The sequence below is a fragment of the Streptomyces sp. NPDC048606 genome (assembly GCF_040650855.1).
Taxonomy (GTDB): Bacteria; Actinomycetota; Actinomycetes; order Streptomycetales; family Streptomycetaceae; genus Streptomyces.
On the sequence record NZ_JBEZIB010000008.1, the window covers coordinates 197,010 to 219,631 of the forward strand.

At 73.5% G+C, this 22,622-nt stretch carries 18 protein-coding genes; 9 read left to right on the top strand and 9 right to left on the bottom strand.

All coding sequences use genetic code 11. The features are described from left to right. Nucleotides 1-283 precede the first annotated feature (283 nt). Nucleotides 284-1,588 carry a cytochrome P450 gene (locus AB0D01_RS11560; RefSeq protein ID WP_363054910.1) on the top strand — a complete coding sequence of 435 codons (1,305 nt, stop codon included), beginning with the start codon at nt 284-286 and terminating at the stop codon, nt 1,586-1,588. Between the two features lie 82 nt (nt 1,589-1,670). Beyond that, a complete protein-coding gene (locus AB0D01_RS11565) occupies nt 1,671-3,497 on the top strand; it encodes an ABC transporter ATP-binding protein (RefSeq protein WP_363054911.1) in 1,827 nt (608 codons plus the stop codon). A 95-nt stretch (nt 3,498-3,592) separates the two neighbouring features. Here AB0D01_RS11565 and AB0D01_RS11570 read toward each other — a convergent pair whose 3' ends face one another. The 4 genes from AB0D01_RS11570 to AB0D01_RS11585 form a co-directional block, all read right to left on the bottom strand. Then, the gene (locus AB0D01_RS11570; RefSeq protein ID WP_363054912.1) at nt 3,593-5,977 is read right to left on the bottom strand and encodes an excinuclease ABC subunit UvrA; all 2,385 of its coding nucleotides are present in this window, start codon (nt 5,975-5,977) and stop codon (nt 3,593-3,595) included. Between the two features lie 182 nt (nt 5,978-6,159). Further along, nucleotides 6,160-7,293 (bottom strand): LLM class flavin-dependent oxidoreductase, encoded by a 1,134-nt coding sequence (locus AB0D01_RS11575; RefSeq protein ID WP_363054913.1) that lies wholly within the window; start codon nt 7,291-7,293, stop codon nt 6,160-6,162. Nucleotides 7,294-7,325: 32 nt separating this feature from the next. Further along, nucleotides 7,326-8,747 (bottom strand): NtaA/DmoA family FMN-dependent monooxygenase, encoded by a 1,422-nt coding sequence (locus tag AB0D01_RS11580; RefSeq protein ID WP_363054914.1) that lies wholly within the window; start codon nt 8,745-8,747, stop codon nt 7,326-7,328. Then, nucleotides 8,744-9,937, bottom strand: coding sequence for an LLM class flavin-dependent oxidoreductase (locus AB0D01_RS11585; protein WP_363054915.1), 1,194 nt, complete (start codon nt 9,935-9,937; stop codon nt 8,744-8,746). Before AB0D01_RS11585 ends, AB0D01_RS11580 begins: the two co-directional genes overlap by 4 nt. 327 nt (nt 9,938-10,264) lie before the next feature. On the opposite strand from AB0D01_RS11585, the gene AB0D01_RS11590 reads away from it, so the two are divergent. From AB0D01_RS11590 to AB0D01_RS11600, 3 genes are all read left to right on the top strand, one after another. Beyond that, nucleotides 10,265-11,710 (top strand): glyceraldehyde-3-phosphate dehydrogenase, encoded by a 1,446-nt coding sequence (locus tag AB0D01_RS11590; protein ID WP_363054916.1) that lies wholly within the window; start codon nt 10,265-10,267, stop codon nt 11,708-11,710. 245 nt (nt 11,711-11,955) lie between these two features. Then, complete coding sequence (locus AB0D01_RS11595; protein WP_363054917.1) at nt 11,956-12,468, top strand: hypothetical protein; 513 nt, start codon at nt 11,956-11,958, stop codon at nt 12,466-12,468. A 109-nt stretch (nt 12,469-12,577) separates the two neighbouring features. Further along, the gene (locus AB0D01_RS11600) at nt 12,578-14,149 is read left to right on the top strand and encodes an SPFH domain-containing protein (protein WP_363054918.1); all 1,572 of its coding nucleotides are present in this window, start codon (nt 12,578-12,580) and stop codon (nt 14,147-14,149) included. A 64-nt stretch (nt 14,150-14,213) separates the two neighbouring features. Here AB0D01_RS11600 and AB0D01_RS11605 read toward each other — a convergent pair whose 3' ends face one another. The 5 genes from AB0D01_RS11605 to AB0D01_RS11625 all read right to left on the bottom strand — a co-directional run bounded on the left by AB0D01_RS11605 (nt 14,214) and on the right by AB0D01_RS11625 (nt 18,728). Then, nucleotides 14,214-14,897: a DUF305 domain-containing protein gene (locus AB0D01_RS11605; protein WP_363054919.1), complete on the bottom strand. Its 684-nt coding sequence runs from the start codon at nt 14,895-14,897 to the stop codon at nt 14,214-14,216. Between the two features lie 89 nt (nt 14,898-14,986). Beyond that, nucleotides 14,987-15,547: a DUF6153 family protein gene (locus AB0D01_RS11610; protein ID WP_363054920.1), complete on the bottom strand. Its 561-nt coding sequence runs from the start codon at nt 15,545-15,547 to the stop codon at nt 14,987-14,989. 110 nt (nt 15,548-15,657) lie between these two features. Next, nucleotides 15,658-16,725 carry an NUDIX hydrolase gene (locus tag AB0D01_RS11615; protein WP_363054921.1) on the bottom strand — a complete coding sequence of 356 codons (1,068 nt, stop codon included), beginning with the start codon at nt 16,723-16,725 and terminating at the stop codon, nt 15,658-15,660. 101 nt (nt 16,726-16,826) lie between these two features. Further along, the gene (locus AB0D01_RS11620) at nt 16,827-17,915 is read right to left on the bottom strand and encodes a serine hydrolase domain-containing protein (RefSeq protein ID WP_363054922.1); all 1,089 of its coding nucleotides are present in this window, start codon (nt 17,913-17,915) and stop codon (nt 16,827-16,829) included. 189 nt (nt 17,916-18,104) lie between these two features. Beyond that, nucleotides 18,105-18,728: a LysE/ArgO family amino acid transporter gene (locus tag AB0D01_RS11625; protein WP_363054923.1), complete on the bottom strand. Its 624-nt coding sequence runs from the start codon at nt 18,726-18,728 to the stop codon at nt 18,105-18,107. Nucleotides 18,729-18,796: 68 nt separating this feature from the next. Here AB0D01_RS11625 and AB0D01_RS11630 point away from each other — a divergent pair, with 68 nt between their 5' ends. From AB0D01_RS11630 to AB0D01_RS11645, 4 genes are all read left to right on the top strand, one after another. Beyond that, nucleotides 18,797-19,759 (top strand): LysR family transcriptional regulator ArgP, encoded by a 963-nt coding sequence (locus AB0D01_RS11630; protein ID WP_363054968.1) that lies wholly within the window; start codon nt 18,797-18,799, stop codon nt 19,757-19,759. Between the two features lie 137 nt (nt 19,760-19,896). Next, nucleotides 19,897-20,979 carry a magnesium/cobalt transporter CorA gene (gene corA, locus AB0D01_RS11635; RefSeq protein WP_363054969.1) on the top strand — a complete coding sequence of 361 codons (1,083 nt, stop codon included), beginning with the start codon at nt 19,897-19,899 and terminating at the stop codon, nt 20,977-20,979. A gap of 185 nt (nt 20,980-21,164) precedes the next feature. Further along, nucleotides 21,165-22,007 carry a chitosanase gene (locus tag AB0D01_RS11640; protein ID WP_363054924.1) on the top strand — a complete coding sequence of 281 codons (843 nt, stop codon included), beginning with the start codon at nt 21,165-21,167 and terminating at the stop codon, nt 22,005-22,007. A gap of 243 nt (nt 22,008-22,250) precedes the next feature. Beyond that, nucleotides 22,251-22,604, top strand: a complete 354-nt coding sequence (locus AB0D01_RS11645; RefSeq protein ID WP_363054925.1) for a DUF805 domain-containing protein — start codon at nt 22,251-22,253, stop codon at nt 22,602-22,604. Nucleotides 22,605-22,622 lie beyond the last annotated feature (18 nt).

The window sequence follows — 22,622 nt, forward strand, 5'->3', positions numbered from 1 at the left end:
CGACCGGCGCCCACCGGGGCCGGTACCCGGGCCGGGCACCGTCGCCCGCCTGCCCACCCGGGCCGCGCACCGACCCACCCGGGTCATTCGCCTGCCCACCCGGGCCGCGCACCGACCGCCCCGGTTCGCCCGGCGCCCGCCCGGGCCGCGGGCGGCGCCCGTCGGGTCGGGTGGGCGGACGTCCGTGGCGGGCGGGGTGTCGCCGCGTGCGCGCGACCCCCTACAGTGCGTGATGTCCCGCCCGGTCCGTGCCGACGTACCACCGTCGAACAGGAGCAGATCCGTGACCACGCACGCCCGTCCGTCCCCGGCCGGTCGCCGGATCCCCGAGCTCGATCCCGCGGAGGTCGGGCGGTGGCGGGAGCGGGGCGGCGAACTCGTCGAACTGTTCGCCCGGGCGCGGGAGGAGCTCGGCGGGGTCGCCGCCGTGCGCCTCGGGCCGCGCCCGACAGTCCTGGTCACCGACCCCTCGGCCGTGCGGCACGTGCTCGCCCTGCGTCCCGACCGCTACGTGAAGCGCTCCCACCGGGCGCGCCTGCTGATCGGCGACGGCGTGCTGGCCGCCACCGGCGACGCGTGGCAGCGACAACGGCGCCTGTTGCAGGGCCGGTTCACCGGGCCCGGCATGCGCCGCTGGGAGGGGCGGATCGCCGGGGCCGCGCGGACCGCCGCCGCGCGCTGGGACGCGTACGCCCGCACCGGGGAGGTCTTCGACGTCGGCGACGAGATGCGCCGCTTCGCCCTGGACACCATCTGGCGCTCCCTGACCGGGCACCCCCTGGACACCGGCACCGAACGCGAACTGGCCGCCGTGGCCGCCGTGGTGGCCGCGCTGCCCAGCCTGCCGGCCGACGGGGTACGGGCCCGGGGGGCCGTCGCCGACGAGCTCGCCAGGATCGACGCCGTCGCGGCCCTCGCCATCGACGCCGCCCGCGACGGCGGGGCCGGCCCCGACGGTCCGGGGCTGCTGCACGTCCTGCTGGAGGCGGCGGACACCCGTCCCGAGTACACCGACGATCTGATCCGCGACGAACTCGTCACCCTGCTCGTCGCCGGCCACGAGACCACCGCCGGCACCCTGACGTGGCTCCACCTCCTCCTGGACCGCAACCCCGAGGCCCGCGCGCGGGCCCTCGCGGCGGGTGCGCCCGGCTCACCCGAACGGCGCAACGCCCTCCAGGGGCTCGTCCACGAGACGCTGCGGTTCTACCCCTCCGCCTGGATACTGCCGCGCAGCGCGGCGCGGGACGACCTCCTCGCCGGGTACGCCGTCGAGGCCGGCACCGACGTACTGGTCTGCCCCTACCTCACCCACCGGGACCCGGACCTGTGGGAGGACCCGGAGCGCTTCGACCCGGCACGGTTCACCACCCCCGGCCGCCGCCCGGCTCACCCCGGCGCCTACCTGCCGTTCGGCATCGGCCCCCGGGCCTGCCTGGGCCTGCGGTTCGCGATGGTCGAGTCGACCGTCCTGCTGGAGCACCTGCTGCCGGCCCACACCCCGAGGTTCCGCTCCGTCCCGACCGGGGCGGCGTACGGCATCACCGTCCGCCCGGACGGCCCGACCCCCGCGACGCTCACCGGGTAGCGCCGAAAACGCTTGGACGCCGCCCGGTGGCGCGCGGGACACTGCGGACCCTCTCCGATCGGTCCGACAAAGCAGGGTTGGGATGGGTACGCCTCAATCGCGCAAAATCACGCCGAACAAGGGTTCGGTGGTCCTCGCACTTCGCTACTACGGAAGGGAGTTGGGGCGCCTTCGATGGCTGACCGTGCCCGCGATGCTGCTCCCGGCGCTCGGCAACATCGGCATCGACTACGTGGCCCCGCTGGTCATCGCCAAGCTCGTCGGCCGCATCGCCGACGAGGCGGGCTCCGGGGCCGGCGTCGACGTCGCGGCGATGCTCCCCTACGTCATCGGCTTCGCCGTCGTCCTCCTGTGCGCCGAGGCGCTGTGGCGCGCCGGCCTCCACTGCCTGAACCGCGTCGACGCCCTCGGCATCGAGCGGCTGTACGTCATCGGCATGGACGAACTCTTCGCCAGGGACGCCGCGTTCTTCCACGACAACTTCGCCGGATCGCTCACCAAGCGGGTCCTGAGCTTCGCCTCCCGCTTCGAGGAGTTCTTCGACACCCTCACCTTCTCGGTCGTGGGCAAGTTCGTGCCCCTGCTGTTCGGGTCGGTGGTGCTCTGGCAGTACGAGCCCCTCCTCGTCGTCGGACTCCTGGCGATGATCGCCTTCGCGGCCCTGCTCGTGCGGCCCCTGATCCGCCGTCGCCAGGCCCTCGTGGACGAGCGGGAGGAGGCCATCGCCCGTGTGTCCGGCCACGTCGCCGACAGCCTGATGAACATGGACACGGTCCGGGCGTTCGGCGCCGAGGACCGCGAGGCCGCCGAACACCGCAGGCGGGTCGCCGAGTCGCGCCGGCTCACGCTCCGCTCGTGGGACTACGGCAACCTGCGCATCGACACCATCGTCGCCCCGATGTCCGTACTGACCAACGCGCTCGGCCTGCTTCTCGCCGTCACCCTCGCGGGCGGAGGGCACGGGGTGGAGGCCGTCGTCGTCGCCTTCACCTACTACTCCAACGCCACCCGGATCATGTTCGAGTTCAACCAGATCTACCGCCGGCTGGAGAGCTCGATGACGGAGGCCGCGCAGTTCACCGAACTCCTGCTGAAGCCGGCGACCGTGCTCGACCCGCCCTGCCCCGAACCCCTGCTCTCCGAGGGCGCCGACGTGCGCTTCGAGAAGGTGGACTTCACCCACGGCGGAGCCGAACCGCTCTTCGAGGGCCTCGACCTGGCCGTGGCCGGCGGGTCGAAGATCGGGCTCGTCGGACGGTCCGGAGGAGGCAAGACCACCCTGACCCGGCTGCTGCTGCGGATGACGGACATCGACGCGGGCCGGATCCTCATCGGGGGCCAGGACATCAGCCGGCTGTCCCAGGCCGACCTGCGCGGCCTGATCGCCTACGTGCCCCAGGACCCGGCGATGTTCCACCGCACCCTGCGGGAGAACATCGCCTTCGCCCGACCGGACGCGACCGAGGCCGAGATCCGCGCCGCCGCCGAGGCCGCGCACGTCACGGAGTTCGCCGACGCCCTGCCCGAGGGCTTCGACACCATGGTCGGCGAGCGCGGGGTGAAGCTGTCCGGCGGGCAGCGCCAACGGGTTGCCCTCGCCCGCGCGATCCTGCGCGACGCGCCCATCCTGCTCCTCGACGAGGCCACCAGCGCCCTCGACTCCGAGAGCGAGATCCTCGTCCAGGACGCGCTGTGGCGGCTCATGGAGGGGCGGACGGCGCTCGTCGTCGCCCACCGCCTGAGCACCGTCGCCGGCATGGACCGGCTCGTCGTCCTCGACCGGGGCCGGATCGTCGAACAGGGCACGCACCAGGAGCTGCTCGCGGCGGAGGGCGCCTACGCGAAGCTGTGGCAGCACCAGTCGGGCGGCTTCCTGGAGGACGCCCCCGACCGGGCCGACCTGCGCTGAGGCGCGGCTCCGGGGGCGGGGCGGGGCGGGCGCGGGCCCGGGTGCCGGCGCGGGGCGCCGGTCCCGCCCCGCCCCCGCCCTCCCCGGGACGGCGCTCAGGAGCCGACGTACGCCGCCAGGTGCTCGCCCGTCAGGGTGGACCGGGCCGCGACCAGATCGGCCGGCGTGCCCTCGAAGACGATCTTCCCGCCGTCGTGGCCCGCACCGGGCCCCAGGTCGATGATCCAGTCGGCGTGCGCCATGACCGCCTGGTGGTGCTCGACCACGATCACCGACTTGCCGGAGTCCACGAGCCGGTCCAGCAGCGCCAACAGGTGCTCGACGTCCGCCAGGTGCAGCCCGGTCGTCGGCTCGTCGAGGACGTAGATCCCGCCCTTGTCGCCCATGTGGGTCGCCAGCTTCAGCCGCTGCCGCTCCCCGCCCGACAGGGTGGTCAGCGGCTGCCCGAGGCTGAGGTAGCCGAGGCCGACCTCGGAGAGGCGTACGAGGATCCGGTGCGCCGCCGGGGTGTGCGCCTCGCCCGCGCCGAAGAACTCCTCGGCCTGGGACACCGACATCTCCAGCACCTCGCTGATGTCCCGCCCGCCCAGCCGGTACTCCAGCACCGACGCCTGGAACCGCCGGCCCTCGCACTCCTCGCAGGGGCTCGCGACCCCGGCCATCATCCCGAGGTCGGTGTAGACCACCCCGGCGCCGTTGCAGGTGGGGCAGGCGCCCTCGGAATTGGCGCTGAACAGCGCCGGCTTCACCCCGTTGACCTTGGCGAACGCCTTGCGGATCGGGTCGAGCAGGCCGGTGTACGTCGCCGGGTTGCTCCGTCGCGAGCCGCGGATCGGGGTCTGGTCGACCGACACCACCCCCGCGTCCGCCGGGATCGACCCGTGGACGAGCGAGCTCTTGCCGGAACCGGCGACGCCCGTGACGACCGTCAGCACCCCCAGCGGGATGTCGACGTCGACCCCGCGCAGGTTGTTGGCCGTGGCGCCCCGCACCTCCAGGGCGCCGGTGGCCTCGCGGACCTCCTTCTTGACGCCCGACCGGTCGTCGAGGTGGCGACCGGTGAGGGTGCCGCCCGTCCGCAACCCCTCGACGGTGCCCTCGAAGCAGACCGTGCCGCCCGCCTGTCCGGCGCCCGGGCCGAGGTCGACCACGTGGTCGGCGATCGCGATCATCTCCGGCTTGTGCTCCACCACCAGCACCGTGTTGCCCTTGTCGCGCAGCCGCAGCAGCAGCTCGTTCATCCGCTGGATGTCGTGCGGGTGCAGCCCCGAGGTGGGCTCGTCGAACACGTACGTGACGTCGGTCAGCGAGGAACCGAGGTGACGGATCATCTTCACGCGCTGCGCCTCGCCGCCCGACAGCGTGCCCGCCGGCCGGTTCAGCGACAGGTAGCCGAGGCCGATCTCGACGAACGAGTCCAGGGTCCGGCCGAGCGCGGTGAGCAGCGGCGCCACCGACGGCTCCCTGAGGCCCCGCACCCACACGGCGAGATCGCTGATCTGCATCGCGCAGGCGTCGGCGATGCTGACCCGCTTGATCTTCGAGGAACGCGCCGCCTCGCTCAGCCGGGTCCCGTCGCATTCGGGGCAGGTGGTGAAGGTGACCGCCCGCTCCACGAAGGCCCGGATGTGCGGCTGCATCGCTTCCTTGTCCTTGGACAGGAACGACTTCTGGATCTTGGGGATCAGGCCCTCGTAGGTGAGGTTGACCCCGTTGACCTTCACCTTCGTCGGCTCGCGGTAGAGGAAGTCCTGCATCTCCCGCTTGGTGAACCGGGAGATCGGCTTGTTCGGGTCCAGGAACCCCGACTCGGCGTAGATCCCCACCGTCCAGACGTTGTCCGACTTCCAGCCGGGGATGGTGAAGGCGCCCTCGGCGATCGACTTGGAGTCGTCGTACAACTGCGTGAGGTCGATGTCGGAGACCGAGCCGCGCCCCTCGCAGCGCGGACACATGCCACCGGTCCGGTTGAAGGTCGCCTTCACGGTCTTCTGCGCCCCGCGCTCGACCGTGATCGCGCCGCTCGCCCGGACCGAGGGCACGTTGAAGGCGTACGCGCCGGGCGGTCCGATGTGCGGCTTCCCGAGCCGGCTGAAGAGGATCCGCAGCATGGCGTTGGCGTCCGTGGCGGTGCCGACCGTGGAGCGCGGGTCGGCGCCCATCCGCTGCTGGTCGACGATGATCGCGGTCGTCAGCCCGTCGAGGACGTCGACCTCGGGCCGCGCCAGGGTGGGCATGAAGCCCTGGAGGAAGGCGCTGTACGTCTCGTTGATCAGCCGCTGCGACTCCGCCGCGATCGTGTCGAACACCAGTGAGCTCTTGCCCGAACCGGACACGCCGGTGAACACCGTCAGGCGCCGCTTGGGGATCTCGATGCTGATGTCCTTGAGGTTGTTCTCGCGCGCTCCGTGCACGCGGATCAGCCCGTGGCTGTCGGCGGCGTGCGGGGCGGGCGAGCGGGTGTCCGTCCTCCTGGCCATGGCTCTCGTGTCTCCCTCGGTCGGCGGGGCCGCCTGCGCGGTCACCTGCGGCGTCACCCGGCCCGGTCGCAACACCACCGGGCCGACGATCACGCTACCGGCGGCCCGGCGGCCGGCGCTTCTCGAATCCTGACCGGATCCCGATCGCCGTCCGCCGGACCTCCCCCTCCCGCCGGGGCCCCTCAACCCTCGGCGGGCGTTCCTCGCCGGCCCCACTCGCGGGCCAACAGTTCGTACGAGCGGACCCGGGCCGCGTGGTCATGGGTGATCGTGGTGATCAGCAGCTCGTCCGCCCCGGTCGCCCCCGCGAGCCGCTCCAGGTGGTCCGCGACGGTCCGCGGCGACCCGACGAAGCGGGTGTCCACCCGGTCCGCCACGAGCGCCCGGTCGGCCTCGGTCCACGGCAGGGCCCGCGCCTCGTCCGGTGACGGATAGGCGATGGCGCCCTCGGCGGTGCGGATGCTGCGCACCCAGGGCCCGTACCCCTCGGCCAGCTCGCGGGCGCTCGCGTCGTCCTCGGCCACCACCACGTCCGCCGAGACGCTCACGTACGGGCGCTCCAGGTCCGCCGACGGTTTGAACGCCGCCCGGTAGCCCTCCACCGCCTCCAGCACCGAACCGGGGCTGACGTGGTAGTTCCCGGCGAACCGCAGACCGCCCCGCCCGGCGGTGTCCGCGCTCTGCCCGCCGCTGCTGCCCAGGATCCACACCTGTACGTCGGCCCCCTCGCCCGGTACCGCGCGCGCCCCGATCCCCTCCGGGGACCGGTACTCCCCGCGCAGCAGCGCGAGGACGTCGTCGACCTGCTCGCCGTAGTCCTGCGCGGTGGCTCCCGGCAGGTTCAACAGCTTCTGCTGGAGCGCCACCCGGGGGTGACCCAGCAGGTGCGCGAAGGAGAACCGGGGCGGGATCAGCAGCCCGTTCGGCGTGTACCCGACGAAGGGCTCGGCGGCGCCCTCCGCGGGCCGCGGGGGCCGGCCCGCCGAGCGGCCCAGCCCCAGGTCGAGCCGGCCCGGGTGCAGGGCGTCGATCAGGCCGAACTCCTCGACCGTCGAGAGCGCGGTGCGGTGCCCGAGCTGGACGGCGCCCGAACCGATCCGGATCGTGGAGGTCGCCGAGGCGGTCAGGGCGAGCAGCACGGCCGGGGAGGTCCCGGCGACGCCGGGGTTCAGGTGGTGCTCGGCGAACCAGTACCGGGCGTAGCCGAAACGTTCCGCCTGTCGGGCCAGGTCGATGCTGCGGTGCAGGGCCTCCGCGGCGGTGGAACCGGAGGTGATCGGCACGAGGTCGAGGACCCCGAGCGGGATGCCGGACATGACGGGTCTCCTTACGGGTCGGCGTACGCGCCTTACAGGTCGGCGTCCGCGCCGGCGGCCTCGGCACCGCCGCCGGCCCCCTCGGCCCCGGCGGCGGGCCGCCGGGCCTCGGGTACGGACAGGCCGAGGTGGTCGCGCAGGGTGGTGCCGGTGTACTCGGTGCGGAAGGCGCCCCGCTCCTGGAGCAGCGGCACCACCGTGTCGGCGAAGGCGTCGAGCCCGCCGGGGGTCAGGTGCGGGACCAGGATGAAGCCGTCGGCGGCGTCCGCCCGCACCAGGTCGTCGATGGCGTCCGCGACGGTGGCGGGGGAGCCCACGAAGGTCTGCCGGGCGGTCGTGGCGATGACCAGCTCGCGGATCGACAGGTTCTTCGCCTCGGCGAGCGCCCGCCACTCCCGGGCCGTGGCCAGGGGGTCGCGGAACTGCCGCACGCTCGCCCGGCCCAGGGCGATCGTGTTCTCCCCGGGCACCGGGTCCACCTCGGGCAGCGGGCCGTCCGGGTCGTAGCCGGACAGGTCCCGGTTCCAGACGTGCTCCAGGTACGCGATCGCGGTGGCCCCGCTCACCTGGAGGCGGCGCACCTCGTGGGCGAGCTCGCGGGCCTCGGCGTCGGTGTCGCCGAGGACGAAGGTGGCGGCGGGCAGGATCAGCAGTTCCTCGGGGCGCCGGCCGTACCGGGCGAGGCGCCCCTTGACGTCGGCGTAGAAGGCGCGGCCCTCGTCCAGCGTGCCGTGGCGGCCGAAGATCGCGTCCGCGCGGGCGGCGGCGAACTCGCGCCCCTCGTCCGAGTCGCCCGCCTGGAAGATCACCGGTCGGCCCTGCGGGCCGCGCGGCACGTTGAAGCGGCCCTCGATGTCGAAGTGCCGCCCGCGGTGCGCGAAGGCACCGGCGCGCCCGTCCCGCAGGAAGGTGCCGGAGACGGGGTCGGCGGCGATCTCCGTACCGTCCCAGGAGTCGAAGAGCTCGGTGGCGGTCGCCAGGAACTCCCGGGCCCGCGTGTAGCGGTCCTCGCGCGGCAGGAACCCGCCGCGGCGGAAGTTCTCGCCGGTGAAGGCGTCCCAGGACGTCACCACGTTCCAGGCGGCCCGGCCGCCGGAGAGGTGGTCGAGGCTCGCGAACTGGCGGGCCACCTCGTACGGCTCGTTGAAGGTGGAATTGATCGTGCCCGTCAGTCCCAGGTGCTCGGTGACGGCGGCCAGCGCCGCGAGCACGGTGAAGGTGTCGGGACGGCCGACCACGTCCAGGTCGTGGATCCGGCCGCCCTGTTCGCGCAGCCTGAGCCCCTCGGCGAGGAAGATGAAGTCGAACCTGGCGCGTTCGGCGGTCCGCGCGAAGTGCGCGAAGGAGTCGAAGTCGATGTGGCTGCCCGCCTCGGGGTCGCTCCACACCGTGGTGTTGTTGACGCCGGGGAAGTGCGCCGCCAGGTGGATCTGCTTGCGCGGCTCGCCGCTCATGCCGTCCTTCCGGTTCCGGGGGTCCGGGCCCCGCGTCGGGTCGGGTGCGTGGTGGAGCCGGCGCCGCCGGCGGCGTACCGGTTGGGCGGGCGCTCCAGACCCAGCAGAGCTCGCAGGGTCCCGGCCCCGTACGCGCCGCGGAAGGCCCCGCGCCGCCGGAGCTCGGGGACCAGGCCCCGGGTGATCGCCGGCAGGTCGTCGGCCAGTACCGCGGGCCGCAGCCGGAAGCCGGTCATCCCCGCCCGCCGCCACTCCAGGAGCAGCTCCGCGAGCCCGGCCGGGGTGCCCGTGAAGAAGGCGCCCTCCGGGTCGTACGGGTCGCCGGCCGCCTCGTCGAGCCGGTCGCGCCGGGCCGCCGCGGTCGCGGTGTCCGGGGCGAGCAGGACCGTCAGGTCGGCGAAGACGTGCCGCGGCGCGGCCTCCGAGCCGAAGGCGGCCGAGGCCGCCGCCCGCGCCTCGTCGAGGTCGCGCGGCGCCACGTACACCAGGTCCACCAGACCGGGCCGGGGCGCGGTCGAGCCGGCGGTCGCGGTCACCAGCGGCTGGCCCTGCGGCGGTCGGGGGGTGATCGAGGGGCCCCTCACGCGGAAGTGGCGGCCGACGAAGTCGATGTGGTGCAGGCGGTCGCGGTCGACGAAACGGCCCGTGGCGACGTCGCGGATCTCCGCGTCGTCCTCCCAGCTGTCCCACAACCGCCGGACGACCTCGATGTGGTCGGCGGCCTCCTCGGCCGACTCGCCGACCGGCAGCGGGAACGTACGACGGCCGAAGTGGGCCGCCTCGTGCGGCGGCGCACAGGCCCGCAGGAGCACGCCCGCCCGTCCCCGGCTGACGTGGTCCAGCGTGGCCAGCGCCTTGGAGATGTGGAACGGCTCGGTGTGGGTGGCCGTCACGCTCGGCACGAGTCCGATGTGCCGGGTCAGCGGGGCGACCCGGGCGGCCGTCAGGACCGCGTCCAGCCGCCCCCGCACCCGGTCGGTACGGGTGTCGTGCTCCGTCGGGGAGGAGGACTGGAGGGTCAGGCCGTCCTCGAAGGTGACGAAGTCCAGCAGACCCGCCTCGGCCTCGGCGACGACGTCGGCCCAGTACCGGGCGGTGAACAGTTCGCCGGGGCGGGCCCCCGGCTCCCGCCAGGCCGCGGGATGCCACCCGGCTCCGTCCAACGCGACGGCGAGGTGCAGTTCGGACACGACGAGCCCTGCCTTCCGGTTCGGTCTCGGAGGAGACCTTCCGGATCCCCTCCGAGAACGCTATGCCGGGGCTTCGGCCCGAACCATGGATGGGCCGTTAAGTGCATTTGACGGGATTGTTTCGGACCGTCACACCACGGCTGACCTGCGCGGACCCTGCCGGTAGCCGGGTTCGGCGGGGCTCGATCGGCACCCGCGCCGAAGGATGATCACCGGGCGCGGGCGTCCAGGGGGTGGACGGGTCCGACGGAGCGGGGGGCACCACTGGAATGATCAAAGGGCGGTGGGGTTAGCATATGAGCGCCGCCTAGCTCGAAAGATGAACCTGTGACTGTCAACGAGGACTCGTTCACCAACTGGAAAAACCGCGAAGAGATCGCGGAGTCCATGATCCCCATCATCGGGAAGCTGCACCGGGAGCGTGACGTCACGATCCTGCTCCACAGCCGCTCCCTGGTGAACAAGTCAGTGGTCAGCATCCTCAAGACCCATCGATTCGCCCGGCAGATCGACGGCGAGGAGCTCTCGGTCACCGAGACGATGCCGTTCCTCCAGGCCCTCACCACCCTCGATCTCGGCCCCTCGCAGATCGACATCGGCATGCTCGCCGCGACGTACAAGAGCGACGACCGCGGTCTGTCGGTGGAGCGGTTCACCGCCGAGGCCGTCGCCGGCGCGATCGGCGAGAACAAGATCGAGCGCGGCGACGGCCGCGACGTCGTCCTGTACGGCTTCGGCCGCATCGGCCGCCTGGTCGCCCGCCTCCTCATCGAGAAGGCCGGCTCCGGCAACGGCCTGCGCCTGCGCGCCATCGTCGTCCGCGGTGGCGGCGAGCAGGACCTCGTCAAGCGCGCCTCGCTGCTGCGCCGCGACTCCATCCACGGCCAGTTCCAGGGCACCATCACCGTGGACGAGGAAACCAGCACCATCCTCGCCAACGGCAACGCGATCAAGGTGATCTACGCGAACGACCCCTCCGAGGTCGACTACACCGCGTACGGCATCAAGGACGCCATCCTCATCGACAACACGGGCAAGTGGCGCGACCGCGACGGTCTCGCCAAGCACCTGCGCCCGGGCATCGACAAGGTCGTCCTGACCGCCCCCGGCAAGGGTGACGTCCCGAACATCGTGCACGGCGTCAACCACGACACGATCAAGCCGGACGAGCGGATCCTGTCCTGCGCCTCCTGCACCACCAACGCGATCGTCCCGCCGCTGAAGGCCATGGACGACGAGTACGGCGTGCTGCGCGGCCACGTGGAGACGGTCCACTCGTTCACCAACGACCAGAACCTCCTGGACAACTACCACAAGGCCGACCGTCGTGGTCGCAGCGCGCCGCTCAACATGGTCATCACCGAGACCGGTGCCGCGTCCGCCGTCGCCAAGGCCCTGCCCGAGCTGAAGGCGCCCATCACCGGCAGCTCGATCCGCGTCCCCGTCCCGGACGTCTCGATCGCGATCCTGAGCCTGCGCCTGGGTCGCGAGACCACCCGTGAGGAGGTCCTGGAGCACCTGCGCGACGTGTCGCTGCACTCGCCGCTCAAGCGCCAGATCGACTTCACGACCGCCCCCGACGCCGTCTCCATGGACTTCGTCGGCTCGCGCCACGCCTCGATCATCGACGCCGGCGCCACCAAGGTCGACGGCGACAACGCCATCCTGTACCTCTGGTACGACAACGAGTTCGGCTACTCCTGCCAGGTCATCCGCGTCGTCCAGACCGTGTCCGGCGTGGAGTACCCGACGTACCCGGCCCCGCAGGTCTGAGCGACCCGGACCCGCCCGACGGCCCCCGCGCCGTGGGCCCCGAACGCGCCGCGGCCGCGGCGAAGAAGGAACCCCCTTCCTCGCCCCGGCCGCGGCGCTTCGTCGTTTCCGGGGCGGGGCGGCGCCCGCACACGGTGCGTCAAAAACGCATAAAGATTGCCGGAACCAGGCAGTGTGCGGGCCGGGTGCGCGATGACACGATGCCGTTGTCCGGCGGGTTCGACACACGGCAGGGGGAGAGTGCCATGGGATGGTTTCTCGGTCTCGGCATCACGGGGGTCCTCCTGCTCGTCGGCTCGCTGGTGTTCGACGGGGTGCTGGAGTCGGTCTTCGACGGCGCCGCCGCCGGACCGCTCGACGGTTGGCTGTCGCTCCCGGTGATCGCGGGCTTCGTCTCGATGCTCGGCTTCACGGGGGCGATCGTCCTCGGTTCCACGGGACTGGGGACGGGAGCGGCGGCCACCGTCGGCGCCGTGGCCGGGGCGGGCGTCGGCTGGGCCACGTACCGCTTCGGCCGCGCCCTGGCGCGCGACCGCGACGGGGCGGCCCCCCGCCAGGGCGACCTCGTCGGATCGGCCGGCACCGTCGTCACCGGCATTCCCGGGGGCGGCGGCTACGGCGAGGTCCTGCTGCGGCTCGCCGGCCAGCCGGTGAAGTACGCCGCCACCTCCGCCGGGCCGCTCGGCCGCGGCGCCGAGGTGTGGGTGAGCGCCGTCCCGACGCCGACCTCCGTCGAGGTCCGCGCCGTGGAGCGCTGACCGAGGCCCCGCGGGGCCCGCGGCCCGGCCGCCCGCCGCCGGCTCGGCGGTGCGCGGCGCGCCGCCCCCGTCCCATGTCGTTGTTCCGCCTGTTCACGGGAGTGTGCCCATGAGTCCTGTCGTCGTCTCCGTCGTGGGGGTGGTCGTCCTCCTGGTCCTGTCGGCCCTGGTCGTCGTCACCCGCTACAAGGTCGCCGGCCCCAGCGAGGCCTTCATCATCACCGGCCGGCGCGGCAGGAAGACCACGGACCCGTCCACCGGCCGGGTCGTCACCGACAACAGCGGGCAGAAGGTCGTGGTCGGCGGCGGGGTCTTCGTCGTCCCCTTCGTGCAGCAGCGCTTCACCCTCGACCTGTCCAGCCGGCACATCCCCGTCGCCGTGCGCGGCGCGGTGACCCTGCGCGGCATCAAGGCCAACCTCGAAGGCGTCGCGATCGTCAAGGTCGGCGGCACCGAGGACGCCATCCGCGCCGCCGCCCAACGGTTCCTCCAGCAGCAGGACGGCATCGTCGGCTTCACCCAGGAGGTGCTGTCGGGGGCCCTGCGCGCCATCGTCGGCCGCATGTCGGTCGAGGACGTCATCCGCGACCGCGCGGCCTTCGCCGGCCAGGTCGCTGAGGAGGCCGAGGCGAGCCTGTCCGGGCAGGGCCTCGTCCTCGACGCCTTCCAGATCCAGGACATCACCACCGAGGGCTCCTACCTGGAGGACCTGGGCCGCCCCGAGGCCGCCCGCGCCAAGCAGGAGGCCGACATCGCGGAGGCCAACGCCCGCCGCACCGCCGAGCAGGCCCGCCTGAAGGCGGAGGAGGAGATCGCCGTCGCGCAGCGCACGCTCCAGCTGCGCCAGGCGGAGATCAAGGCCGAGACCGACGCGGCCTCCGCCCAGGCCAACGCCGCCGGTCCGCTGGCCGAGGCCGACCGGCAGCAGCAGATCCTCACCGAACAGGAGAAGGTCGCCGAACGACAGGCCGCCCTGACCGACCGCCAGCTCGACACCCAGGTGCGCAAGCCCGCCGACGCCCGCCGCTACGAGGCCGAGCAGGAGGCGGAGGCCAAGCGGGTGGCCCGCGTCAAGCAGGCCGAGGCCGAACGCCTCGCGGCCATCGCCGCCGCCCAGGCGGAGGCCGAGAGCGCCCGACTGACCGGTGAGGGCGAGAAGCAGCGCCGTTCGGCCCTGGCCGAGGCGGAGGCCATCGAGGGCGCCCGGCGCGGCGAGGCCGAGCGGGCCCGGCGCGCGGCGATCGCGGAGGCTGTCCGCCTGGAGGGCGACGCGGAGGCCGCGTCGATCGCCGCCCGGGGCGCCGCCGAGGCGGAGGCCATGGACAAGAAGGCCGAGGCCTTCGCCCGCTACGGCGAGGCCGCCGTGCTCCAGATGCTGGTCGAGGTCCTGCCCGAGGTCGTCGGCAAGGCCGCCGAACCGCTCGCCGCCATCGACAAGATGACCGTCATCTCCACCGACGGGGCGAGCCGGCTGTCCCGTACCGTCGCCGACAACGTCGCCCAGGGCGTGGAACTGCTCGGCTCGACCACCGGACTGGACCTCCCGCAGCTCCTCAAGGGTCTGACGCGGGGCGCTGACGCCGCCACCGCCGCGCAGGCGGGGGCCGGAGCGGCTTCCGACACCGGCCGGGACCGCGGCTCGGACCGGGGCGGTGACGGGCGGATCCCCATCGCGGGGTAGCGGGAGCCGGTGCGCGGCCCGGCCCGGGGACCACCGACGGTGGTCCCCGGGCCGGACCCGTCGGCTACTTCTTGCCGAGCAGTTCCCTCATGTGGGCGATCTCGGCGCCCTGCGAGGACATGATGGCGCCGGCCATGTCCTTGGCGGCCTGGAACCGGCCGTCGGACTGTTCGGTCTTCGCCATGGCCACCGCGCCCTCGTGGTGCTTGACCATGAGTTCGAGGAAGGCGGTGTCGAAGGCCCGTCCCTCGGCCTTGGACAGGCGGTCCATCTCCTCGCCGGTCATCATCCCGGACATGGCGTGCCCGCCGTGCCCGCCGTCGGCTCCGGCCGCGGGCACCTGCTCGCCCCAGGCGGCGAGCCACCCGGAGAGGGTCTTGATCTCCGGGTCCTGGGCCTTCCTGATCTCCTCGGCGAGCTTCTTCACCTCGGCGGATCCGGCGCGCGTCGCGGCCAGGTCGGCCATCTCGACGGCCTGGCGGTGGTGGGGGATCATCCCCTGGGCGAAGGCGGTGTCGGCCGCGTTGTTCTCGCCGCGGGCACCCGTGCCCGGGGAGGAACCGGCGGAGGGCGTGGCCCCGGCGGGAGGCGTGGCGGCGGACGTCCGGCCGGAGGAGCCGTGGCCGGAGTGCGTCGGGCCGCCGTCGGCCGGGTCGGAGTTCCCGCCGCAGGCGGCGAGGACGAGGGCGGCGGTCGCGGCCAGCGCGACGGCGGAGGTACGACGGATCGTGGAACGCCGGATGGTCATGGTGGTGCTTCTCCTGTGCTGCGGCACGCCGGACGACGGCGTGCGGGAAAGTGGACGGGCTCGTGCGTCGGGGTGACGCCGGAGACCGCCTATACGCGCAGGAGTTGCAGTTCCGAGAGTGAGGGCGGCGCCCGTCCGTCCACCGCCGAGGCGGGGGCGATCCCGTGGGCGGCCGGCGCCGGCGCCCCGAGCGCGCCGGGCGCGGGCGCCGGACCGGACAGGACCGGGGGAGCGCCGGTGCCGGGGGCCGCGCAGGTGGGGTCGGCGTGCTCGGCGTGACCGCCGCCGGGGCCCTCGTGCGGACAGGCGCAGGGCGCGGCGGGGACCGCGGCGTCCCGGGCGCCGACCGGCGTCGTGCGGTCCACCACCGTGCCGTGGGGGGAGGCCTCGGGCCGCGCCGCGTCGTGGGACGGGGCGGTGTGTCGGGCGGTGCTGTGGGACGGGGCGGCGTGCCGCGCGGTGTCGTGCGGGGAGGTCGCCGCCGCGAGGGCGGGTCGGAACGCCGCGGCGACGGCCGCGGGGGCCTTCGCCGGGATCCCGCCCGGGCCCAGGCCGTGCATGCCCAGCAGGCCCGTGAGCACGGCCAGGACGAGCCACAGGCGTCGGGGCAGCGCGAAGGGGCCGCTCGCCCGACGCACCGTTTCGCTCATGCACGCATCGTAGGCGACCCCGGAAAAATACTCCAAGGGGGTATGCCCGCGCGGAGGACCCCGCTGCCCTCGCCGCCCCTCGCCGATCCCCGCCGCTGTCCGTTCGGGTCCTACGGGGCGCCGGCGGGGCGGCCCTCGTGCAGCTCCAGCGGCCCGGTGCCCTTGGCGCGCGCCTTGAGGCAGGCCTTGATCTGCCGGCGCAGCAACGGTTTGACGGCCCCGCGCAGTTCCCCGGGGTCCACCGTCCGCCAGCTCAGCAGCTCGCCCTCGGGCAGGCGGATCCGGCCGAGCGTGTCGGCGTCGAGCACCCCGCCGTCGTAGAGGAAGCGGATCCGCGCCGGATGGCCGGGGCGGTGCGACCAGTTCACCGCCAGGAGCCGGCCGGGGGGCAGGTCCAGCCCCAGTTCCTCGCGGACCTCGCGGGCGGCTCCGGCCCTCGGGGTCTCGCCGAGGTCGCTGTCGACGCCGCCGCCCGGCAGCAGCAGGCGCCCGGCGTCTCCGTAGCCGGGCTCGACCAGCAGCACCCGGCCGGCCACGTCGGTGAACAGGACGTTCGCCGCGGTGAGGGACTTCGGCCGGGCGGCGCGGTGGCCGGCCGCGTCGAAGCCGCCCGCGTGCTCCAACGCCGCCCGGTCGGCCGGATCGAACCCGGCGGGCGAGCCCGGCTGGGGCACGCCGTCGACCAGGTGCGCGAACGAACCCAGCCGCAGCGCGGCCAGCGCCGCGCGCAGCCGGGGCGCCAGGCGGGCGGGGAGGCGGGCGTGCGCCTCGTCGGGGGTGAGCCAGTGCGCCCCGGTGATCTCCCCGTCCGCGAAGGAGACGGCGTCGATCCGGTCGGGGGTGAGCGGGCCGACGAGGTGGACGTGCACCACGAGCGAGCGGCCGAGCCGGCCGGGTCGACAGGAGTCCACGGCGAGCAGCCGGCCCACCGGGACGGACAGGTCCAGCTCCTCCTTGAGCTCCCGGGCCAGGCCCTCCTCGGGGGTCTCGGTGTCCTCGACCGTGCCGCCCGGCAGTTCCGCGTCCTCCTTGTAGGAGGTGGTCAGGACGAGGACCCGGCCCTCGGTGTCCATGACGATCCCGGTCGCGGCGACGAGCGGGGCGGGCTGCGCGGCGTAGTACGCGCGCACGCCCTCGTCGGACGCGGGGGCGGCGGTGGAGGAGGGCTGGTCGGGCACGGTGGGGGCTCCAGCGGGTTCGTCGTGCGGCCGGCTCGGTGCATCGCCGGCGTCACCGCATGCCTACCACGCCGCGCCCCGCCCCCCGCCCACGGACACCTTCACGATCCGTGGGTGAGGGCTGCCCCGACCACGGCCTCGACACGGGTGCGCTGCTGTCGGGCGGTGGCCAGGGGGTTGGGCCGCAGGGCGTAGACCGTCCGGTGGTGGTGGTCTTCGCCGCTTGCGAAGACGCCGCTCGTCCAGCCGCCGCTGGACCCGGTCTTGCCCCAGATCTTCGTTCCGTTCAGCTCGATTCCCATCAGCCCGCCGGCACTGAAGCAGGCCGCGCCGGCGGGGCAGCCGGTGTTCTCGGGGGCGCCGGGGACCGCGGGAACCTCGAAGAGGTGCCGCTGCTGGGCCGGAGGAAGGAGACGTCCTCCCAGCAGGGCCTTCAGGAACGCGTCGAGGTCGCCGGGGGTGGACGTCAGCCCGCCCTCCGACCAGGCCCAGGCGACGGCCGGGTCCTCGGAGAGCCGGGTGTCGCGCAGGGCCAGGGGGCGCAGGATCCGCCGGTCGAGCTCGTGGGCGTAGGGGCGGCCGGCGACCTTCTCCACGAGCAGCCCGGCGACGAAGCTGTTCAGCCCGTTGTACTGCTGGACGGTTCCCGGGGCCGGGACACGGCCGGGACGGTCCGCCGCGTCCGCCGCGAAGGAGGCCTCCACCACCCCGCGGGGGCCGAGCGGCACCCGGGCCGGCCGGGGCAGGTCGCCGGTGTGGTCCAGGAGTTGGCGTACCGTCACGCCGGCGTACTGCGGCGGGAGCAGCTCGGGCAGGTGGCGGCGGACGGGCTCGTCGATGCCGATCCGGTGCTCGGCGACCAGCTGGAGCACCACCGCATCGGTGAAGACCTTGGTCACGCTGCCCACCGGGAAGGGCCCGTCCGCCTCCACCTCTCCGGCCGTCCCGGTGTACGGGCCGCGCACGCCCCGGCCGGCGACCCGCACCACGGCCGCGTCCGTCACCCCGTCCGGCAGGGTGGCGAGCAACGCCCGGACGGCGGTGGCGCCGTGGGTGTCGCGGACGTCGTGGGAAGCGAGCACGCCGGGCGCGGCCGTGGCCGAGGGGGCGGCGGCCAGACCGGTGGCGAGTGCGGCCGCCGCCAGGCAGCCGGCGGTGAGACGGCGGGCGGCACGCAGGGGCGTGGTCATCGGTGGCTCCTGAGAACGGGGCGGGCGCTCGGATCGGTACCCGCGCTGGACCCACCTTCGTCCCGCACCGCCCGTCGATCATGGGTGATCACCCTGAACCACCCCTGAACGCACCCCGATCGGGTCGCGGGCCCGCGGGCGGGGTCGAGGACCCCGGCCGAAACCGTCAGCGTCACCTCGACGACACGCTCAGGCCCGTACGAGGAGCAACCCGCCCAGGGTCACCATCGTCGCGGCGACCAGGCCGTCCAGCACCCGCCAGGCCCCGGGCCGCGCGAGCAGGCCGGTGAGCAGCCGGGCCCCGTAGCCGAGGGCGGAGAACCAGATCAGGCTGGCCAGGACCGCGCCGATGCCGAACGCCCACCTCAGGTCGCCCCGGTCGGCGGCCAGTGAGCCCACGAGCAGCACGGTGTCCAGGTACACGTGCGGGTTGAGCCAGGTCATCGCCAGGCAGGTCAGCACCGCCCCGCGGGCGGAGCCGACGGCCGCCCCCGAGGCGCTGAGGGCCGCCCCGGGGGCGGGGCGCAGCACCCGGCGGGCCGCCAGGATCCCGTAGCAGATCAGGAACGCGCCGCCGGCGACCGCGACGGCGGTGAGGGCGGCGGGCCAGGCGGTGACGAAGGCCCCGACCCCGGCCACGCCGAGGGCGATCAGGGCCGCGTCCGACACGGCGCAGATGGCGACGACCGGGAGGACGGCCTGCCGGCGCGCCCCCTGGCGCAGCACGAAGGCGTTCTGCGCGCCGATGGCGACGATGAGGGACAGTCCGGTGCCGAAGCCGGCCAGGGCCGCTGTGGTGATGCCGTGGTTCATGGGACGACCGTAGGCAGCGTGGCGCAACCAGTACAGCTAAAGATTTTTACGTAGCATTAGCGCTCGTGATGGAAGACCTTCCCCTGGACCAGGTCCGGACCCTGCTCGCGGTCGTCGACGAGGGCACCTTCGACGCCGCCGCCGCGCTCCTGCACGTCACCCCCTCCGCCGTGAGCCAACGCGTCAAGGCGTTGGAGCAGCGCACCGGGCGGGTCCTGCTGATGCGCTCCAAGCCGGTGCGCCCCACCGAATCGGGAGAGGTGGTGATCCGCTTCGCGCGCCAGCTCGCCCGGCTGGAACGCGACGCGCGGGCCGAGTTGGGCATGGCCGACGACCTGGGCCCGGTCCGCCTGCCCCTGGCGGTCAACGCGGACTCCCTCGCCACCTGGTTCCTGCCCGCGCTGACCCGGGTGCCGCAGGAACCGCCGATCTGCTTCGAACTGCACCGCGAGGACGAGGGCCACACGACGGCGCTGCTGCGCGAGGGGCAGGTCATGGCCGCCGTCACCTCCTCGCCCGATCCGGTGGCGGGGTGCTCGGTGCGGGCCCTGGGGCTGGCGCGCTACCTGCCGGTGGCGAGCCCGGCCTTCGTCGCCCGTCGGCTGCCGGGGGGCGCGCGATCGGAGGCGCGGCGGCTGTGGGAGGCGCCGGTGATCGTCTTCGACCGGCGCGACGAGCTCCAGGACGCCTACGTACGGATGCTGTCCGGCGGCGCCGCCGGGGCCGGCTCCGTCCGTCACCTCGTGCCGACCTCGGAGGGGTTCCGGGACGCGGTGGTGGCCGGGCTGGGGTGGGGGCTGGTGCCCGAACCGCAGGCCGAGCCGCTGCTGCGGTCCGGGGCGCTGGTGGAGCTGGCGTCGGGGCGCCCCCTGGACGTACCGCTGTACTGGCAGCAGTGGAAGCTGGACTCGCCCGCCCTGGCGACGGTGGCCCGCGTGGTCGCCGAGGTCGCGCTGGAGGAGCTGCGCCCCGTGCCCCCCGCCCGACCGGACGCCGGCCCGCCCCGGTCCGCGCCGCCGACGGGACGCTGAGGGCGGCGCCGGACCGGAACGCCGAGGGCGGCGCCGGGACCGGAACGCGCCCCGACCCTTCCCGACCGTGGCCGGGGCGGGGGTGCGACGGTGGCAGACTGGCCGCTGATCCGCCGAAGGGGAGTACGTCCGTGTCCATGTTCAGCAACCTGCGCCGCGCCGTGCGCCGCGGCTACCGGCGGGCCGTCGACCTCAGCCACCCGGCCCGCTCCCCGCTCGGCAGCGCCGTCGTCAACTGCGTCGTGTACGTGGACGGCGCCCGCCAGGACGGGTGCACGGAGGTGGAGGAGGCCCTCCACCGGGTGCGCAAGGCGGGCGAGGGCTTCGTCTGGATCGGTCTGCACGAGCCCTCCCAGACGGAACTGGCCGGCCTCGCCGCGCTGTTCGGGCTGCACCCGCTGGCCGTCGAGGACGCGGTCAACGCCCACCAGCGTCCCAAGGTCGAGCGCTACGACGAGACCCTCTTCGCCGTCTTCAAGACCGTCCGCTACGTCGAGCACGAGGAGCTGACGGCGACCAGCGAGGTCGTGGAGACCGGCGAGCTGATGGCCTTCGTCGGCGAGGACTTCGTGATCACCATCCGGCACGGCGGACGCGGCACCCTCGGCCCCGTCCGCGAGGCCCTGGAGGCCGAGCCGGCGCAGTTGGCGCAGGGTCCGGCCGCCGTCCTGCACGCGATGGCGGACCACGTCGTCGACGACTACGTGGCCGTCACGGACGCCGTGCAGAGCGACCTCGACGCCGTGGAGACCGCCGTGTTCAGCGAGCACGGCGGCCGGGGTGACGCCGGTCGCATCTACCAGCTCAAGCGGGAGCTGCTGGAGCTGCGCAGGGCGGTGGCCCCGCTCGACCGGCCGTTGCAGCACCTGGCGACGCAGCCGATACCGGTCGTTCCGCCGGAGGTCCGCGCCTACTTCCGGGACGTGGCCGACCACCTGACCCGCGCCACCGAGCAGATCTCCGCCTACGACACCCTCCTCGACTCGATCCTCCAGGCCCACCTGGCGCAGGTGACGGTGGCCCAGAACGAGGACATGCGCAAGATCACGGCCTGGGCGGCCATCGTCGCCGTCCCCACCATGGTCTGCGGGGTCTACGGCATGAACTTCGACCACATGCCCGAACTGCGCTGGACCTACGGCTACCCCACCGTCCTCGGCGTCATGGCCGTCGCCTGTTTCCTCATCCACCGGGGCTTCCGCCGCAACGGCTGGCTCTGACGAACCTCGGGGCCCGCCTCCGGCCCCCCGGCCCCCGCCCCCCCCGACTCGGGGGGTCGGGCATGGCCGAAAAACGTCGACGGGAGCGATGAGCGCGTGGTGCGTGGGGTGTTCGCGTCTCCCGATGTCTGGTAGGAAAGTTTCCTAACGGAATCGGGAACGCCCAACCACCGCATGGAGGCCCCGTGTTCACCCCTCACCGCAAGTCCCTGACGATCGGCGCCGTGCTCACGGCCGCCCTGCTCGCCGCGCCCGTCGCCGCGCACGCGACCGACGCCCCCCGGGCCGAGGCCGGCCCCCGCGTCGCCGCCGCGGCGGCGACCGGCCTCGACGATCCGGCGAAGAAGGACATCGCCATGCAGATCGTCTCCAGCGCCGAGAACTCCTCGCTGGACTGGAAGGCCCAGTACAAGTACATCGAGGACATAGGCGACGGTCGCGGCTACACCGCCGGCATCATCGGCTTCTGCTCCGGCACCGGCGACATGCTCGACCTCGTCGAGTACTACACCCAGGTCAAGCCGGGCAACGTGCTCGCCAAGTACCTGCCCGCCCTGCGCAAGGTCGACGGCAGCGACTCGCACGCCGGACTCGACCCGAACTTCACCAAGGACTGGGCCAAGGCCGCCCAGGACAGCGTGTTCAAGAAGGCCCAGGACCACGAGCGCGACCGGGTCTACTTCGACCCGTCCGTCAAGCAGGGCAAGTCCGACGGCGTCGGCACCCTCGGCCAGTTCATCTACTACGACGCCATCGTGATGCACGGCGACGGCACCGACTCCACCAGCTTCCGCAACATCCGCAAGCGCGCCCTGACCAAGGCCAAGCCCCCGGCCCAGGGCGGCAACGAGACGACCTGGCTGAACGCCTTCCTCGATGCCCGCGTCTGGGCGATGAAGCAGGAGGAGGCCCACAGCGACACCAGCCGGGTCGACACCGCCCAGCGGGTCTTCCTGAAGAAGGGCAACCTGAACCTCAACACCCCGCTCGACTGGAAGGTCTACGGGGACTCCTTCCACATCGGCTGACCCGGACGGGCCGGCCCGCCTCGGGCCGGCCCCTCCCGTCTCCCCGGATCCGGAGGACCACCGACATCCCCGGCACCGCCACCCCCAGCCGTCCCTTTATCCCCAACTCACGCGAAATTCAAGCGAGTTGGCCAAATCGAGACCTGCGGAACCGGCTTGGGTGTGCCCCCCACAGGGAATGAGTCCGGCCCGGCCCCTTCCCGGGTGGAGCGGGCCGATCGATGCCGTCCTTAGGGGGGACTCGTGCACTACTACGTCGACGTCATCAAGCGCTACGCGGACTTCTCCGGCCGGGCGCGCCGCCAGGAGTACTGGATGTTCGTCCTCTTCAGCATCCCGATCATCGTCGTCCTGATGCTGGTCGACTTCGCCCTCGGCAGCTACCCGGTCATCTTCTGGATCTACAACCTTGCCGTCTTCCTCCCGACGCTGGGGCTCAGCGTCCGCCGCCTGCACGACACCGGCAGGTCCGGCTGGTGGTACCTGGTCAGCGTCATCCCGTTCGTCGGCTGGATCGCCATCATCGTCCTCATGGCCATCGAGGGCGACGCCGGTCCCAACGCCTACGGACCCAGCCCCAAGCAGCTCCAGGCCTGAGCCGCACCGCGCCACGCC

What these genes read in the sequence shown, in the direction of transcription:
- AB0D01_RS11565 (WP_363054911.1), top strand. Translation starts at nt 1,671, where the DNA reads ATGGGTACGCCTCAATCGCGCAAAATCACGCCGAACAAGGGTTCGGTG.
- AB0D01_RS11570 (WP_363054912.1), bottom strand. Translation starts at nt 5,977, where the DNA reads ATGGCCAGGAGGACGGACACCCGCTCGCCCGCCCCGCACGCCGCCGAC.
- AB0D01_RS11575 (WP_363054913.1), bottom strand. Translation starts at nt 7,293, where the DNA reads ATGTCCGGCATCCCGCTCGGGGTCCTCGACCTCGTGCCGATCACCTCC.
- AB0D01_RS11580 (WP_363054914.1), bottom strand. Translation starts at nt 8,747, where the DNA reads ATGAGCGGCGAGCCGCGCAAGCAGATCCACCTGGCGGCGCACTTCCCC.
- AB0D01_RS11595 (WP_363054917.1), top strand. Translation starts at nt 11,956, where the DNA reads ATGGGATGGTTTCTCGGTCTCGGCATCACGGGGGTCCTCCTGCTCGTC.
- AB0D01_RS11600 (WP_363054918.1), top strand. Translation starts at nt 12,578, where the DNA reads ATGAGTCCTGTCGTCGTCTCCGTCGTGGGGGTGGTCGTCCTCCTGGTC.
- AB0D01_RS11605 (WP_363054919.1), bottom strand. Translation starts at nt 14,897, where the DNA reads ATGACCATCCGGCGTTCCACGATCCGTCGTACCTCCGCCGTCGCGCTG.
- AB0D01_RS11610 (WP_363054920.1), bottom strand. Translation starts at nt 15,547, where the DNA reads ATGAGCGAAACGGTGCGTCGGGCGAGCGGCCCCTTCGCGCTGCCCCGA.
- AB0D01_RS11620 (WP_363054922.1), bottom strand. Translation starts at nt 17,915, where the DNA reads ATGACCACGCCCCTGCGTGCCGCCCGCCGTCTCACCGCCGGCTGCCTG.
- AB0D01_RS11625 (WP_363054923.1), bottom strand. Translation starts at nt 18,728, where the DNA reads ATGAACCACGGCATCACCACAGCGGCCCTGGCCGGCTTCGGCACCGGA.
- AB0D01_RS11630 (WP_363054968.1), top strand. Translation starts at nt 18,797, where the DNA reads ATGGAAGACCTTCCCCTGGACCAGGTCCGGACCCTGCTCGCGGTCGTC.
- corA (WP_363054969.1), top strand. Translation starts at nt 19,897, where the DNA reads ATGTTCAGCAACCTGCGCCGCGCCGTGCGCCGCGGCTACCGGCGGGCC.